This window comes from Mesorhizobium sp. M7A.F.Ca.ET.027.02.1.1, assembly GCF_004022985.1.
Lineage (GTDB): Bacteria > Pseudomonadota > Alphaproteobacteria > Rhizobiales > Rhizobiaceae > Mesorhizobium.
In genome coordinates, this window is record NZ_RZOL01000122.1 from 1 (window position 1) to 15,333 (window position 15,333).

Here is a 15,333-nt window from a genome sequence, read left to right on the forward strand (position 1 = left end):
CCCCTAATATTTTTGCATCCCGTAGATTGGACCCAGCAACACCATGACAACCCTAAAGCCCACTCCGGGCCACCCCAAGACCTACCAGCGTATCCCGAACGATCACTTCAAGCCCTACCGCCGAGGATTGGTGAGTGAGGCTGTCGTCCTCGTCCCCATCAACGACCCCAAGCGGGGTCGCATGCTCTTTGCCAAGGTTGAGGAGCGGGCCTTCGACAATCTCCCCGGCTACGTCCGCAACATGGCTTGGGCCGTCGTTATGGAAGGCAAGCGGGCGAACGACATGCACTTCTCCGTCCGCGTAGGACACTCCCGCGACATGGTTGTGGTGTCCCGCCTGATCATGGGTGCCCAGCCCGGAGAGCGTGTCCTAAACCTCTGCGGCGACCCCCTCGACCTTCGGTCCACCAATCTCCGTCTTAAAAAGATCGCGACCCCGAACAGCGTCCTAGCGGCACAACAGCGACAGCGCCACCACCACCCGGAGACCGTGACGCGATGAGCCTCCTAGACACGTGTGAGTGGTCGGACGACTACCGTGATGTCGTCGCTACCATTGGCCCCCGTTACCGCGTCATCACAGACCGGAAGGGCTGGGGCTGGAACCTTCAGCAGCGCCGAGCAAGGGGAGCTGGACATGGGCGATGGTTCTCTGTCGCCTCCCTCATCACCTGCCGGCACAACATGTCTCGGCTCGTCATCCCGCTCATGCACTCGGGCTACGTCAAAGACCAAGGGATCACGCAAGAGGTGGTTGACGCCGCGCTGGCGCATCTTCCCGAGCGGTTCTCGCCCGAGCCCACCTGACGGTCCATACGCGGCCACAGGTGGCGGCCCCAGTTTCGTACAAGACGGCCCACAGCCGCGCCTAACCCCCGCTAGTTTTTCACTACGCAGTGAAAAAGTTCAGCCCCCTCCACCCCACCATCCATTCACTCAAAAAGGAGCAAAGGTATCTCCACGCATACTCACGGCGGAAACGCCGCGACCCTTACCGTTGAATTGTTCGGCTCATACGGCGCTCGGCACAACGGCTACGTCCAAGACTTCAACACCCGCAAATCCCCCAAGGACCCGTTAGGCCCACTTGCCCGCCTTCTCATCCGCGAAGGGTTCGACCCGTCCTCCCGAATGCACGTCGTCCGCAATGGCATGTCGATCTTCAAACGAGACCGCAAGTTGTCCACATGGGCCGGCGAGGACTGGGCCGACACGCAGACGAGCGTCGCAATACGCAGGACATACGTCCCGTTCATGTCGCGTGAGGCCGTTTCAGAGGCTTCGAGCACCTCGGACGAGGAAAGCATCATCCTCGACTGAACGCCTCTCCACGAACCGTTTTTCCATCAACCACAATCAGCAGAAAAGTGAGACACACCCCTATGGCAAACTATGCCGACTTCACCGTTAGCTCGGACACGGCCGCCGAGACCATCGCGACCGCAGCACAGGCCCGCAGCACTCCCTCCGCCGCCCCTTCCGTCCAGACCAACCGCAAGGTCCAGGTGGACACCCATGGCGACGGCCGGACGGTCACGAAAGACCTCAGCCCCCGCAGCGTGGACACCCAGCGACAACTCCGCCCCGGCAACGTCCTTATCGGTGGTGTCGAGACCTCTATCGAGGCTGCACGAGCCGCAGGGCTCCTCCCTCCGGGTTTTGATGGGCCTGCCGGGAACAACACGAACGCCAACCCGGCAGGCAACCATCAGGGCGACGAACAGCAGTCGAAGGGCGAGACGCTCGAAGCGACTGGAGGTGACGCAACGGACCTCGCCGCAATGGTGATGGACACGCTTGCGGACGCCTTGGGTAATGACGCTGTAGAGACGGGCATCTGGCAGGCCGCCGAGACCGGCGACTATGAGGGCAGCACCCCGCAAGGTGTGACCGAGGACGCCCGCGCGGCGATCATCGAAGGCTTCACCGCCCAGGCTAACGCCGTGCTGCGCAGTCTGCCCGCAGGGGTCGCTTCGGTCGACATGCTCACCGAGACCCTGAACGACGCAGAGCTTCGGGAAGCCCGCATGGCAACCATTCACAACGATCGGGAGAAGCTTGCCCACCTTGGCAGGACCGCTCTCGGCCGAATGGAAACCATGCCCTACCAGAACCCGCAGGGCTTCGAGGCTCTCATCGCCGACATGCCCGCAGCCGAGCGCAAGGCCCTGTCCTTCAATGAGGAGCGCCGGGAGTGGATGGTCAAGCTTCCGGGCAAGCAAGCCATGTCCTTCGGCTCGGCAGTCCGCGCCGGCATCGTCCGGGTCGGCTAGTGCCGTACCGCGACCCTCAAGCCCGGAAGGCCGCCCGTCGTCGCCACTACCTCGCCAACCGTGATCGGCTGTTGGCGGGGCAGCAGGCCCGCAGAGATGCCGATAGGGAAGCCTGTCGAGAGGCCAATAGGCGACATACGGCGGCCTATAGGGCGAGGCGCAAGGCTGCGAAGGTGAGCCCATGAGGTGGCGAACGCTACAGGAGTGGCAGGCTTACGTCCTCCGGTGCCGCGTGGCGCACCTCTACCGCATCGCTGGCGATGGAAACGGAGGCTGGGTCGTGACCCGACCGGGCTCTAGCGAGCGCCTCCACTTCCCCGCCCACGACCATTTTACCCACGGTTCAAACGTGGAGGTAAACGCCGCCGAAGCTATGCAAGCTGCGCCCTCAAGGGATGCACAGGGGTCTTCATTGATCAAAGAGCCGGCGACGAGCCACGCAGACCAGTGGGATGCCGCCGTGCGCGGTAGCCATCCCGACTTCAACTAAACCAAGACCAGAACAACAACCGACAGGGGCTCCGGCGCAGCAATGCACCGGGGCCTTTTTTCGTCATCACACCACAATGGAGACACCATGAGTTCCAGCCTCGCCGAGGCCATCAAGAATGAAAGTCAGCGGATCGGCGCTGACCCGCAGGACTTCGCCACCGTCATGTCATACGAAACGGGCGGCACCTTCGACCTCTGGAAGAAAGGCCCCGTGACCAAATGGGGCCAGCATATCGGCCTCATTCAGATGGGCGAGCCCCAGCGCCAGAAGTACGGCTACTACAAGGGCATGTCTGCCGAGGATGCCGTCCGCTCCTCCGCAAACTACCTCGTGGACAACGGCTTCAAGCCGGGTATGCGCCTGCTCGACATGTACTCAATCGTCAATGCCGGTGGACCGGGGCGCTATGATGCGTCGGACGAGGCCGCAGGGGGCGCTCCAGGCACCGTCCGCGACAAGGTAGAGCAACAGATGGATGCCCACAGGGCCAAGGCCGTGGCTCTGCTCGGGGGCGACTATGCACCGGCCGTCGCCAATCCCTACGCGGAGAACGACGCTCCGCAGAACAACACCGGCATTTACGACAACAGCCGCACCCCTCCGGCCCCTACGCTGGTCGAAGTCACGCAGCAGAAGGCAGACGAAGCCGCCGCTGGTCCCAAGCCCTACGGCTCGTTCATTGAACAGGTGAGCGACGACATGGCGACCGACAGCTACACGGCCCGGATATACCGATGGGCCACGCAAGGCGCGTACGATCCCCAAGACAAGGGCTGGACCGAGGACGAGTGGAAGCACATCACCGATACGCTCCCCGAGCGGTATCATGACTACGTGCTGACAGGCTCCTCGAAGTACAACCGGGACCTCCGGCTGAAGTACGCGACCGAGATGGCCGAGGTCGATGCCCGCAGGACCACCGTAGGCACCGCAAGCTCCCTTACGTCCGGCTTGATCGCTGGCGTTCTGGACCCTGTGTTGCTCCCTACGCTCGTCGGCGGCCCGCTGGTCTCCGTGGGCAAGACAAGCCTCGGCTTCGCCGGCAAGGTGTTGCTGGGTGCTGCTGTCGGCGGCACGACCAACGCCGCTCTGGAACTCGGGGCCAAGTACGGTCTGGACGACCCCCGCGCCGATGCCGTGACCGCGTTTGGTGTCGGGGCTCTGTTGGGCGGTCTCACGGGGCCGCTGGCTCACAACGTCGCCACGACCGTTGAACGCGACATGCTGACCAAGACCGGCCTTGACGCCATCGAGGCCGCCAAGCAACGCAAGCTGTCGCAGGCGGGCTCCCATGAGACGCCGATGCTTGCCGACCACACAGGCTCCGCCGGTGCGGCTCGCAACACGGAACTTATCAAGCCCTTCGACCCGAACGATTGGGGCATTGATGACGCAGCGGTGGACAGGGGCTTCGGCGGTAAGGCTCGCTTCGACGTGGCGGGACAGCTCACCACCAGTGAGAACCCACGCGCCCGTCTCGCCGGCTTCGCTTTCTTCGAGGAGAGCGCCGGCACCAAGAACCACTCCGTCCTCGACGCTCCGGCCTCGGTCCGCGCCGTGGCGCTGGAGCGGAAGCTGATGGGCAACCGCAACGCAGTCTATCAGGTCGCCTTGCGCGAGTACGTGACCGAGGGCTCCTCAATGCTGAACCCGGTTGCCCGTGCTCGGAAGGCCGACGAGTTCAACCACCTCGTCAACGCCTACATGACCGATCCGCACCCGTCGCCCGACGTGAGCCCCGCTGTCGTGAAAGCGGCCGGCGCTCGCAAGGCGTTCTATGACGGTTGGGCGGACGAACTGGAGCAAGCCTTCCCCGGCCTTCAGGTGAAACAAAAGGGCTTCTACTCGCCGAAGGTCGCAGACCACAATCGGATCTCGGAAATCGACCGACTGGTTGACGAGGAGACCATGCATAAGTTCATCGCGGAGAGCATCCGCCGAGCGCATGGGGAGATTGAGGACGGCCTACTCAAGCGCATGTCGAAGGGCTATTGGGCCAATATCCGGAAGGCCGGCTACGGCATTGAGGACAACATCGCCGGGGCTCTCGGCTTGGGCGATAAGCAGGGCTTCAAGGATGCCTTCAAGCGGTCCCTGAACGAGGCCGAGGGGCTGTCGGACGATGAACTGGAGAAGGTCTACAACCTGTTCTCCGGTGTCGTGGACGAGGCGAGGAAGACCCCGGACAACTCGAAGGGTGTCGGCTACCTCAAGCGCCGGACCGTCATGGACTACGCCTACGCGGCAAACGTCCGCACCCGCGACGGCGGAACGATGCCCCTGAAGATGGACGACGTGTTTATCCAAGACGCCGAGTTCCTCGACCACCGTTACGCTCGCACCATGTCCGGCCGCGTTGCCTTCGCCAATACGAAGATACGCGAGCCCAAGACGGACGAGTTGATCTTCGACGGCATCCGCTCGGAGGCCGATCTGGAGAAGGTCAAGAACTGGGTCCGTGAGGGCTTCCGCCAGATGGGCAAGCCTATCGCGCAAGTGCAAGGCCAGATGGAAGCTGCCATCGAAAACCTCGACTTCGGATGGAAGCGTATCAACGGCATTCCTGTTTACGGACAGGAGAAGGCTTACGCCCAGTGGGTTCGCCGCTTCAAGACGCTCCAGTTCATTCGCCTGATGTCCAACATGGGCCTCAATCAGGTACAGGAAAGTTGGAAGGTGGCGGCCATGACAGGCTTCCGCGCGTCAATGCAGCAGCTCCCCGCAATCCGTCGCATGGTGGACGAAAGCGGCCGTTCGGTCCCCAAGCGTGACGCTCTCCTCGCCGAACTGGAGCATATGACCGGCATCGGCATGGACGGCTTGGTCGGGAAGTTCGACTTCCGCTTTGCAGACGACCGGATAGGTGCTGGAGCGTCCTCGCAGCTCGCCAACGGGCTGGACGTGGCGCTCGACTGGGGCCAGCGAATGACCGCTGAAGTGTCCCTCATGCGTGGCATCCACGACTATCAGCAGAAGTGGGCCGCCAAGGCCGTGTCACAGCACCTCTTGGATATGGCTCGTGAGACGGCTGTGGAGGGTGGAGGCTTCGACCTTTCCCGGCTTGCCGGCAAGGGTCGCGAACGACTGGCAACCGCTGGCATCGGCGATAAGCAGGCCGAGTTGATCTTCGGCAACCTCTTGGCCCACGCCGAGCGGGACGGAGCCAAGCTCGTGTCCCTCGGGTCGAACAAGTGGGACCCGAAGGCCGTGACGGAGTTCTCCTACCTCATCAACCGCTACACCGACCGTCTCGTCCAGGCGAACGACGTAGGCGGCCTTGCCCGGTGGATGAGCCACCCAGTCGCACAGCTCTTTACCCAGTTCCGCAGCTTCGTGCTTGGGGCTTGGGCGAAGTCCACCCTCTACAGCATCAACCATATGGACCCCCGGATGGCGGTGCTGTTGATCGGAGAGCTGGCCTTCGGAGCTGCCACGTTCGCAGTACGGCAGGCCCCGCAGCTTGCCACGGACGAGGGTTACGACAGGTACTTCGAGGAGACCTTGGACCCGGTGAACCTCGCCAAGAACGCCTTCGCTCGTTCGGCCACGGCTTCGGTACTCCCGATGCTGATGGATAGTGCCTTGCTTATGACCCCGATTGGCCCGCAGTTCGGGTCCGCTCGGGCGAGTGGTGCGCCACAGGATGCCCTGTTCGGTGCTCCGGTCCTCGACCAAGTGAGCAAGGCGCAGACGTTCGTAAGAGGGGCCACAAAGGCCGCCTTGAACGGCGAGGACATGACGCAGGCACAGGCGCGGGCAGGCTGGAATGCCTTCGTCCCGTTTGGCAACTTCCTGCCGTTCGCGGCGCTGTTCGGTCGCATGATTGAAGGCTTGCCGGAGAAGGCGCAGCGGTAAGACACCTTCGGGAGCCCCGGTCGTTTGATCGGGGTTCCCTGACTGTTGCATTGCGTAATGCGAAAGTTCCTATGCCCGGTGCGGCCTGTAGAGAGCCGTTCAGGTCCGGACGATACATTCTACCAACCGGACCCGCGAAGCCACTGAAACGCCCCAACGGGACATAGAAGAGGGCCTATTGGCGATTACCAGTCAGCCCCAGAGCCGCCTTGAGCGCCCGCTGGGCTACCTCCAGCATCGCTTCTTGCCCGCGACCATAGTTCTCCCCCTCGCTCCCCGAGGAGTGACCAAGCACGATGTCTTGCTCCGCCTTGGAGACGCCCGCCAGCCGAAGCCTGTCTTTCATAAGGTGGCGAAGGGAATGCGTGGTTACCTTGGGATCGGTGACGACAGCCCGAACGTGCTTACCAAGGGCAGCAGAAGCCGAGGATGCACCATTGGGTCGCCCGTAGGCAGGGAACAGCATCGCCGCATTGCCTGCCGCCTTCACGGCTGCTTTGGCAGCGTCCAGCGCAGCGCCGATTAACGGCACATCGCGCCGGGAAACGGCGTTCTTAATGCGCCTGTCGTCGTGCCACTCAACCGTTATGTGGGGGATGGCATGGTCTAGGTGAACGTCCGACACCCGCAAACCCGCGACCTCTGCCAGACGGCACCCTGTGCCCTCCAGCATCTGCCAAATCCGCTGGAGCGCGGGATTGGCGAGGAACAGGATGCGGGCCGTCGTGTCCTTCAATTCATCGGCCTCGAAGGGGCGGCGCTTGTCCCTGTCGGGTTCCGCCTTGTCTTTCGGGGCAGCCTCAAGGTTCATGAAGGGGTTAGCCAAGCCGGCTAGGTCATATTCCCGAATTGCGTGGTTCACGACCGCGCGGACAACATTCAGGTATCGGTCCACGGACGACGCCTTGCGCCCGTCGCGCATATGGTCGCGAACCTCTTTGGCATCTTCGCGCTTGAGGCTCGCCAAGGTTCGGTCGCTCTGGAGGGCCTCGCTTACCAGCTTGAAGACGCGATCAAGCTCCAGCGTCTTCTTCGGGTCCTCCTTCACCTTCTCCTTTAGATAGAGCTTTCTGGCATCCTCGATAGTGGGGGCAGGGCGGGACAGCTTCCCGCCGCCGGCCAGGATAGCCACGGCGCGGCCCTCTACTGGGTCTTCCTCGCGTTCGGACCTCGATAGGTAGCTTTCCCGGATCACATCGGCGGCATCTGGGTGGCTACCGGGCAGCGTACGGCCCCCGATGTGGACAAATGTGGCCGCTAGTTCTTGCGCCCGGCGCTCTGCCAGCCTGTGAACTTCCAAGGCCGTTTCCGCAGGCAGGCCCGCATCGCTACGCCGCCGCGTCTCGGCCACCAGCCGCTCAAACTCACCGTTGACCTTTGGGTAGTTGCGCAGGGCCTCTCGCTCTGTAGACCCAAGAAGGCGCTTGAACTCGCCCTGCCCAAGGAGCGGCGCTACGTCTCGGGGAAGCCTTCTACGGTAGTGCCAAGTGCCGGCTTTAGTCTGGAGTACGTTCTTCAATACAAGCCCCATTGTGGACCTCCGGTGTACCGGAATGTGGACCGCTGGGAAAGGCTTGGCCTTGAAAACGTTGAGAAATATGGACTTTCGTGTGGAAAGTGGCTCCCCGGGCCGGATTCGAACCAGCGACCAACCGGTTAACAGCCGGTTGCTCTACCACTGAGCTACCGGGGAACGGATGCTCTTATGTGAGTGGCGCAGCCTATAGCTGCCCTTTTCGGCTTTGCAAAGAAGCTTTTCACATTTTTCCGAGGCTTTTTCGCGCAGGCCTTTCTCGCAATCGTCGACGGTTGCCCTCATATTAGCGGGATATGGAACCGAAACCGCGGCGGCGGCTTTGGTTCCAGCATGCTTGCGAAAAATCAAACGGGTCAATTTTTCGAGACGATGACAGCACAAGACAACCAGATGCCGGCGCGGAAAATCTCCGTTTTCGGGCGCGAGTTCAAAATGCCGCGCTCGCGCGGGCTCAGAATCACGATCGGCGTCCTGCTGACCATCGGCGGTATCCTCGGTTTCCTGCCGATCCTCGGCTTCTGGATGGTTCCGCTCGGGCTGCTGGTGCTGTCCTATGAATTCGCCATGGTTCGCCGTCACCGGCGTCGCTTTGTCGTCTGGTGGGAACGGCGTCGCCGGCCCGATTGACCGCCGATAGCGCAAGGTGGGTGTTCAGCTGGCGGCGTGCTCTTCCAGTGCCTCACGGATCTGCTTGAGAATCGCCGCAGCCGAGGCAAGCCTTGCCCTGTCGTGCGGCGACAGGCTGTCCGCACCTTCGATCGACAGGCGGTCGATGGCGCAGTGCAGAAGCTCTCCGCATTGTGGCAGGGACAGGCCGGACGAGGCACTCGTATTTGCGGCCATTGTCCGGCGCATGGCTCTTCCTCCTGCCCTGTCCAACGCACGGGCCGCCGATGAGTTTCTTCTCCGGGGCGGCTATGCTTAACTGTCCGCTAATGGAGCGGTCAGGCCCGGTCCGACGATTTGCCGGATGCCGTCCGGACTGACGCGAGGAAACCGTTCGGAATGCACGGTGGCCGCTTGACGGCATTTTCGCCGCAACCTATTGGAACCGGGTGGAACGCCGGGAGCAATGAGGCCTCGTGGCGGAGTGGTTACGCAGAGGACTGCAAATCCTTGCACCCCGGTTCGATTCCGGGCGAGGCCTCCAATGCCCGGGCCCCCGCGCGGCAGCGCAGGGGCCTGAAGTTCCTGACACAATGGACCGCGGTTCTGGCGCGGCAAGCGGATTGGTTGGGACATGAGCGCTGATTTCTCCGAACTACGCGTCAAGATGGTCGACGGCCAGGTCCGCACCACCGATGTGACCAGCGCGCCGCTGCTTGATGCAATGCTTGTCATCCCAAGAGAGATGTTTGTCGGCGCCGCCCAGCGCGATCTCGCCTATATCGACGAGGACATCCGCATTGCCGCCGGCGCGGACGGCGCACGCTACCTGATGGAAGCATCCCCGTTGGCCAAGCTTATCCAACTGGCCGAGATCAATCCGACCGATTCGGCGCTCGATGTCGGTTGCGGAACCGGCTACGCCTCGGCCATCCTGTCGCGGCTGGCCAGGTCCGTGGTGGCGCTTGAGAGTGATTCGGCGCTGGCGGAAACCGCCAGATCGACGCTTTCGTCGCTGGGCTGCGGCAATGTGACCGTCGTCCAGGGTGCGCTGCCGCAAGGGCATGCCGCCCAGGCGCCTTATGACGTCATCCTTGTCGGCGGCAGCGTCGCGGAAGTCCCTGTGACGCTGCTGGACCAGCTCGCCGAGGGCGGCCGCCTTGTCGCCGTCGAAGGGCAGGGCAATTCCGGCGTGGCTCGTCTCTTTTTCAAGGCCGGGGGGGTTGTAACCGGAAGGCGGGCATTTAATGCGGCAATTAAGCCACTACCGGGGTTTGAACGCATTCGTGCTTTCGAATTCTGAATGATTTGGCCTTGCAGCAGAGGCTTTGTCATGGTCGCTTGCATTTGAACGATCGCTGCTGATGCCAAACTGGGGGCACTTTGGGGTGAGCAGCAGGGAACATCGAACACGCGGCGCCGGCTGATCTATGAGAGAAGCAGGCGCGGCGCGGTTCCCATGGAAAACGAATGAGGGTTTAACCGTGCCGTCTTTACGCAAGTCACTTTTCACCGCCGTCCTCGTTTCGGCGACCATGCTGTCCCCACTGGCCGCTTCAGCCGAAACCATCTCCGGCGCGCTTGCAAAGGCCTACCAGTACAATTCTTCGCTGAATGCATCCCGCGCCGGCGTTCGCGTCACCGACGAGGGCGTCGCCATCGCCAAGTCGGGCTACCGTCCGGTTGTCACCGGCTCGGCGAATATCGATTATTCGAGCAGCCATCTCAACGGCACCAATTCAAGCGTGCGGCTGACCACCGGCAATTTTGGCGTCCAGATCGACCAGACGTTGTTCGACGGCTTTCAGACCAGGAACAATGTCGCTGCCGCCGAAGCGCAGGTTCGGGCTTCGGTCGAAAGCCTGCGCAACACCGAAGAGGGTATCCTGTTCAGCGCGGCCCAGGCCTATATGAACGTGATTCGCGACCGGCAGGTCGCCGTGCTGACCGAGCAGAACCTGCAGTTCCTGACCGAAACGGCGCGCGCGGCGCGTTCGCGTTTCGAGGTTGGTGAAGGCACGCGCACCGATGTCGCGCAGGCCGACGCTTCACGCGCCGCCGCGGTGGCATCGCTGAGTGCTGCCCGGGCGCAGGCGCTGGCAAGTGCGGCGCTCTATCGCCAGATCGTCGGCGACGAGCCGGGCAAGCTCAAGGGCGCTTCGCCGGTGGCAAAGCTGTTGCCGTCGAGCCTCGCCGCCGCCGTCGGGGTGGCCTCGAACGAGCATCCGGCCATCCTTGCCACGCAGCATCTGGTCGACGCCGCCGCGTTTTCGGTGAAGTCGGCCGAAGGCGCGCTGTTGCCGCAGCTCTCGGCTTCCGCCGGCGTTTCGAGCGCCTATCGCAATACCTCGCCTTTGCCAGGCGTCGGTTCGCAGGATGGCACGACCAATTCGGCCAGTGTCGGGGCAACGCTGACGATCCCGATCTATTCGGGTGGCCGCACCTCGGCGATCGTGCGCCAGAACAAGGAATCACTCAGCCAGGCCCGCATCCAGGTCGACGTCAGCCGCGACCAGGTGCGCCAGGCCGTCACCGCCGCCTGGACCGAGTATACCGCCGCGCAGCAGCAGCTGACGGCCAACAGGCAAGTGATTGAGGCCGCGAAGCTGGCACTGAACGGTGTCATCGAAGAACGCAATGTCGGCCAGCGCACCACGCTCGACGTCCTCAACGCACAGGCGACGGTCATCACCGCCCAGATCAACCAGGCCGGTTACGAACATGATGTGGTGGTGGCGAGCTACGCCATCCTGCAGGCGACCGGCCGTCTGTCCGTCGACCGCCTTGGCTTGCAGGTAGCGAAGTACAAGCCTGAAGAGCATTACAACGCGGTCAAGGACAAGTGGTACGGCCTGCGCACGCCGGACGGCCGCTGAGGCGTTCGGCCAGGACTGGCCGTGTTCCCCGTTTGAGCAGGATCTTTCGCACTCGGGTTCAGATTGCGCTAATCTGTTGAAATCCCACAAGTCCCCAGATTGGGGATTCTCGTGCGGCGATCCGTCGGTTACGCTGTCGCCATGATTCGATCCGGCTCTGCCGGAGCGGAAACCCACAGGGGTCACAAAGGCGGCGGATGTGACGATGGCAACGGCAAGCAGCGCACAGCGCGAACCTTCCATGGAAGAGATACTGGCTTCCATCAGGCGGATCATCGAGGACAGCGACGGCGGCCGCAAGCAGCCGGGCGACGCCGATGAGCTGAGCCAGGATCTGGAGCGCGCGTCGAGCGCCTATGCGGCCCCCGACGTGGAAGCATTCCGTGCCGACCTGCATGCCGCCCCCGAAGGCAGGAAGCCGGTGACGCTGGCGGAAGTCCAGGCACAGTTGCCGGCGGCCGAGCCGGTGGTCGCGCGCATGGAAACGCCTGCGCGCCCCGATCCCAGCCTGGCAAAGCCATCGATGACACTTGCCGAAGTTAGCGCCCGCGTCGCCGCCGAGCCAATCACGGTTGAATCGCCGGGATCGCGTCCTGTCGCCGACGCTTCCATCGCCGATTGGCGTCGCGAGATCGCCGCGGTCGGTGAGCAGGCGAGGGCGGTGTCGGACCGGAGCGAGGCACGCAAGACGGCTGCCCAGCCGTCCGTGGAGACTCCAAGGGACGAACCGACCGCGAAAGTAGCCGTCGAACCCGAGCCGTCTCGCCCGGATGCAAGCGTGGTGCGGCCGGTGGCGGCCAGCGACGCGCCGCGTCCGGCGATCGTTTCCGAGCATACCGGCCGTCAGGTCGCGGCTGCCTTTGGCGAGCTTTCCGATGCGTTTGCCAGCCGCAGCAAGAAGACATTCGACGAGATGGCCGAAGAGATGCTGCGGCCGATGCTGCAGGATTGGCTGGACAACAATCTGCCGACACTGGTCGAAAGGCTGGTGCGCGAGGAGATCGAGCGCGTGGCGCGCGGGGCGCAGTAGCTCCCCATGCCGATTGCTAGAGGAAACGGCGCCTTCGTGGCGCCGTTTCTTTTGGTGGGGTCAGCTTGTTGGCAGGACGACGGATCGCGTTCCGTTGAAATGACCAGGGCCGCGCCTATCTGGTTGTGAGGGTCCGAGACAGCCCTTGCGGTTGACTTGGCCAAAACCTTCCGATTTACACCGGACCAGCAAAACTCCCGACAGCGCGGACCATTTTCCCATGCTTGAAAAGACCTACGACGCCAAAACCGTCGAGCCGAAGATCGCCAAAGTCTGGGAAGAGGCCGACGCGTTTCGCGCCGGTGCCGGCGCCGAGGAGGGGGCGGAAGCATTTACGATCGTCATCCCGCCGCCGAACGTTACCGGCTCGCTGCATATGGGCCACGCGCTCAACAACACGCTGCAGGATATATTGGTGCGCTTCGAGCGCATGCGCGGCAAGAACGTCCTGTGGCAGCCGGGCATGGACCATGCCGGTATCGCCACGCAGATGGTGGTCGAGCGCCAGCTGATGGAAAAGCAGATCCATCGCCGCGACCTGACCCGCGAGCAGTTTATCGAGAAAGTGTGGGAGTGGAAGGCCGAATCCGGCGGCGCCATCTTCAACCAGCTGAAGCGGCTCGGCGCCTCGGCCGACTGGTCACGCGAACGCTTCACCATGGACGAAGGCCTGTCCAAAGCCGTGCTCGAAGTGTTCGTCACGCTCTACAAGGAAGGGCTGATCTACAAGGATAAGCGCCTTGTGAACTGGGACCCCAAGCTGCTCACCGCGATCTCCGATCTCGAGGTCGAGCAGCAGGAGGTCAACGGCAATCTCTGGCACTTCCGCTATCCCATCGAGGGCGAAACCTTCGACCCGGAAAATCCGAAAACCTTCATCACCGTGGCAACGACGCGCCCAGAGACGATGCTGGGCGATACGGCCGTCGCCGTGCACCCCGACGACGAGCGCTTCCGGCATCTGGTCGGCAAGAACATTGTCCTGCCGATCGTCGGTCGCAGGATTCCCGTGGTGGCGGACGAGTATTCCGATCCGGAAAAGGGTTCGGGCGCGGTCAAGATCACGCCGGCGCATGACTTCAACGACTTCGAGGTCGGCAAGCGCCACAAGCTGCCGGCGATCAATATCCTGACCACGGAGGCGGCGGTAAGCCTCAGGGACAATGAGGATTTCCTTGCCGGTCTCGAGGTGACGCCGGAGCGCCAGCTTGTCTGGGACGAACTCGACCGCCTCGATCGCTTCGTCGCGCGCAAGAAGATCGTCGAGCTGATGGAAGAGGGCGGCTTGCTCGAAAAGGTAGAGCCGCATCGCCACGCGGTGCCGCATGGCGATCGCGGCGGCGTGCCGATCGAGCCATTCCTGACCGAGCAATGGTATGCCAATGCGGCGGAACTGGCCAAGCCGGCGATCGCTTCCGTGCGCGAAGGTCGCACGAACTTCGTGCCGAAGAACTGGGAGAAGACCTATTTCGACTGGATGGAGAACATCCAGCCCTGGTGCATCTCGCGCCAGCTGTGGTGGGGTCATCAGATCCCGGCCTGGTACGGGCCGGACGGGCGCGTCTTCGTCGAGAAGACCGAGGAAGAGGCGCTGAGCGCCGCGATCGAATTCTATCTGGCGCTGGAAGGACCGTGGAAGGCCTGGGTCGAGGACAAGCTGGAGAACTTCAAGCCGGGCGAGATCCTGACCCGCGACGAGGATGTGCTGGACACCTGGTTCTCATCGGCGCTGTGGCCGTTTTCGACGCTGGGTTGGCCCGACGAGACGCCCGAGCTGAAGACCTACTACCAGACCGACGTGCTGGTGACAGGCTTCGACATTATCTTCTTCTGGGTCGCCCGCATGATGATGATGGGTCTGCACTTCATGGACGAGGAGCCATTCCACACCGTCTATGTCCATGCGCTGGTGCGCGACAAGAACGGGCAGAAGATGTCGAAGTCGAAAGGCAACGTCATCGATCCGCTCGACCTTATCGACGAATATGGCGCGGATGCACTGCGCTTCACCCTGACGGTGATGGCGGCACAAGGCCGTGACGTGAAGCTCGATCCGGCGCGCATCGCCGGCTATCGCAATTTCGGCACCAAGCTGTGGAACGCGACGCGTTTTGCCGAGATGAACGAGGTCGCGCGCAATGACGATTTCTGGCTGAACGACGCCAGGCTGGCGGTCAACCGCTGGATCCTGACCGAGCTGACGCGCGCGGCGCGCGAGATCACCGACGGCATCACCTCATACCGCTTCAACGAGGCGGCGGGTGCCGCCTACCGCTTCGTCTGGAACCTGTTCTGCGACTGGTATCTGGAATTGCTGAAGCCGGTGTTCATGGGCACCGACGAGGCGGCCAAGGCCGAAAGCCGTGCCTGCGTCGCCTTCGTGCTCGACGAGATCTACAAGCTGCTGCATCCGATGATGCCGTTCATGACCGAGGAACTGTGGGCGCAGACCGCCGGCGAAGGCAAGCAACGCCCCTCGCTGCTGTGCCACGCCGCGTGGCCGTCGCCGGACTTCGAAGACGCCGAGGCTGCAGCCGACATCAATTGGCTGGTCGATCTCGTCTCCGGCATCCGCTCCGTGCGCTCGGAGATGAACGTGCCGCCGGCAGCCATTGCACCGCTCGTCGTGGTCGGCGCCAACGCTGTGACACGCGAACGACTTG

11 protein-coding genes and 2 tRNA genes are annotated in these 15,333 nt (G+C 63.0%); 10 read left to right on the forward strand and 3 right to left on the reverse strand.

The features are described from left to right. Nucleotides 1-43: 43 nt before the first annotated feature. From EN749_RS15490 to EN749_RS15500, 4 genes are all read left to right on the forward strand, one after another. Nucleotides 44-502, forward strand: a complete 459-nt coding sequence (locus EN749_RS15490) for a hypothetical protein (RefSeq protein WP_128363454.1) — start codon at nt 44-46, stop codon at nt 500-502. Between the two features lie 677 nt (nt 503-1,179). Further along, on the forward strand, nt 1,180-1,320 hold the full coding sequence (locus EN749_RS37705) for a hypothetical protein (protein WP_189367535.1): 141 nt from the start codon (nt 1,180-1,182) through the stop codon (nt 1,318-1,320). Between the two features lie 62 nt (nt 1,321-1,382). Next, a complete protein-coding gene (locus tag EN749_RS15495; protein WP_128363455.1) occupies nt 1,383-2,273 on the forward strand; it encodes a hypothetical protein in 891 nt (296 codons plus the stop codon). A 577-nt stretch (nt 2,274-2,850) separates the two neighbouring features. Next, nucleotides 2,851-6,621, forward strand: a complete 3,771-nt coding sequence (locus EN749_RS15500; RefSeq protein ID WP_128363456.1) for a hypothetical protein — start codon at nt 2,851-2,853, stop codon at nt 6,619-6,621. A 175-nt stretch (nt 6,622-6,796) separates the two neighbouring features. On the opposite strand, the gene EN749_RS15505 is transcribed toward EN749_RS15500, so the two are convergent. Both EN749_RS15505 and EN749_RS15510 read right to left on the reverse strand, forming a co-directional pair. Further along, nucleotides 6,797-8,152, reverse strand: a complete 1,356-nt coding sequence (locus tag EN749_RS15505) for a site-specific integrase (protein WP_128363457.1) — start codon at nt 8,150-8,152, stop codon at nt 6,797-6,799. Between the two features lie 87 nt (nt 8,153-8,239). Next, nucleotides 8,240-8,314: transfer RNA gene (locus EN749_RS15510), tRNA-Asn, on the reverse strand. Between the two features lie 213 nt (nt 8,315-8,527). Here EN749_RS15510 and EN749_RS15515 point away from each other — a divergent pair. Next, the gene (locus EN749_RS15515) at nt 8,528-8,785 is read left to right on the forward strand and encodes a hypothetical protein (RefSeq protein ID WP_128363458.1); all 258 of its coding nucleotides are present in this window, start codon (nt 8,528-8,530) and stop codon (nt 8,783-8,785) included. A 24-nt stretch (nt 8,786-8,809) separates the two neighbouring features. Here EN749_RS15515 and EN749_RS15520 read toward each other — a convergent pair whose 3' ends face one another. Beyond that, on the reverse strand, nt 8,810-9,013 hold the full coding sequence (locus EN749_RS15520) for a hypothetical protein (RefSeq protein WP_128289036.1): 204 nt from the start codon (nt 9,011-9,013) through the stop codon (nt 8,810-8,812). Between the two features lie 221 nt (nt 9,014-9,234). On the opposite strand from EN749_RS15520, the gene EN749_RS15525 reads away from it, so the two are divergent. The 5 genes from EN749_RS15525 to EN749_RS15545 all read left to right on the forward strand — a co-directional run. Continuing rightward, a tRNA-Cys gene (locus EN749_RS15525) sits at nt 9,235-9,308 on the forward strand. Between the two features lie 90 nt (nt 9,309-9,398). Next, the gene (locus EN749_RS15530) at nt 9,399-10,067 is read left to right on the forward strand and encodes a protein-L-isoaspartate O-methyltransferase (RefSeq protein WP_127267806.1); all 669 of its coding nucleotides are present in this window, start codon (nt 9,399-9,401) and stop codon (nt 10,065-10,067) included. Between the two features lie 181 nt (nt 10,068-10,248). Further along, the gene (locus EN749_RS15535) at nt 10,249-11,640 is read left to right on the forward strand and encodes a TolC family outer membrane protein (protein WP_127322716.1); all 1,392 of its coding nucleotides are present in this window, start codon (nt 10,249-10,251) and stop codon (nt 11,638-11,640) included. Between the two features lie 205 nt (nt 11,641-11,845). After that, the gene (locus tag EN749_RS15540; RefSeq protein WP_128363459.1) at nt 11,846-12,670 is read left to right on the forward strand and encodes a PopZ family protein; all 825 of its coding nucleotides are present in this window, start codon (nt 11,846-11,848) and stop codon (nt 12,668-12,670) included. Between the two features lie 220 nt (nt 12,671-12,890). Further along, on the forward strand, nt 12,891-15,333 hold a 2,443-nt coding region (locus EN749_RS15545; protein WP_128363460.1), incomplete at its 3' end, for a valine--tRNA ligase.

Excerpts from the sequence above, each read along its gene's own strand:
- EN749_RS15505 (WP_128363457.1), bottom strand. The coding sequence starts at position 8,152 with ATGGGGCTTGTATTGAAGAACGTACTCCAGACTAAAGCCGGCACTTGG.
- EN749_RS15495 (WP_128363455.1), top strand. The coding sequence starts at position 1,383 with ATGGCAAACTATGCCGACTTCACCGTTAGCTCGGACACGGCCGCCGAG.
- EN749_RS15515 (WP_128363458.1), top strand. The coding sequence starts at position 8,528 with ATGACAGCACAAGACAACCAGATGCCGGCGCGGAAAATCTCCGTTTTC.
- EN749_RS15490 (WP_128363454.1), top strand. The coding sequence starts at position 44 with ATGACAACCCTAAAGCCCACTCCGGGCCACCCCAAGACCTACCAGCGT.
- EN749_RS15530 (WP_127267806.1), top strand. The coding sequence starts at position 9,399 with ATGAGCGCTGATTTCTCCGAACTACGCGTCAAGATGGTCGACGGCCAG.
- EN749_RS15540 (WP_128363459.1), top strand. The coding sequence starts at position 11,846 with ATGGCAACGGCAAGCAGCGCACAGCGCGAACCTTCCATGGAAGAGATA.
- EN749_RS15520 (WP_128289036.1), bottom strand. The coding sequence starts at position 9,013 with ATGCGCCGGACAATGGCCGCAAATACGAGTGCCTCGTCCGGCCTGTCC.
- EN749_RS15500 (WP_128363456.1), top strand. The coding sequence starts at position 2,851 with ATGAGTTCCAGCCTCGCCGAGGCCATCAAGAATGAAAGTCAGCGGATC.